Annotated in this window: 1 protein-coding gene; it reads right to left on the bottom strand. The window is 62.2% G+C overall.

The window, feature by feature from the left end; translation table 11 throughout:
- On the bottom strand, positions 1-479 hold a 479-nt coding region (locus NCT03_RS29525), incomplete at both ends, for a Crp/Fnr family transcriptional regulator (RefSeq protein ID WP_250494938.1).

Genomic DNA, 479 nt, shown 5'->3' with positions numbered 1-479 from the left:
GCGTCGTGCAGCTTGCCTGCGGCTTCCGTCACGCCTTCGCGACGCACGCCGAGCATGTCCGCGATCATTTGCTGCGTCACGCGCAACTGAGCCGACGGGGTGCGGTCCGTTTGAATCAGCAGCCAGCGGCACAGTTGCTTCGAAAGCGAATGGTGACGATTGCAAGCGGCCGTCTGCGCGACTTGCGTCAGCAGGGCTTGCATATACAGCAGCATCACACGACGCAGAAAGTCCGACTTGCCGAAGTGTTCACGCAAGGCGCCCGCGCTCATGCGATACGCAAAACCCGCGCACTGCACTTGAACGCGCGTCGGCATGGTGTCGCCGCCCGTGAGCACCGGAACACCCGTCATGCCTTCACGGCCCACTGCCGCGACTTCCACCGAGCCGCCGTCTTCCATCGTATGCAGAAGCGAGACGATAGCCGTGGTCGGGAAGTACACGTGGTGAATGCGTTGTCCGGAATCGCAAAGCAACTG

Source organism: Caballeronia sp. GAWG1-1 (genome assembly GCF_023631465.1).
Taxonomy (GTDB): domain Bacteria; phylum Pseudomonadota; class Gammaproteobacteria; order Burkholderiales; family Burkholderiaceae; genus Caballeronia.
The sequence above is the reverse complement of the archived record's forward strand: the minus strand, read 5'-3'. Positions and strand labels throughout refer to the sequence as shown.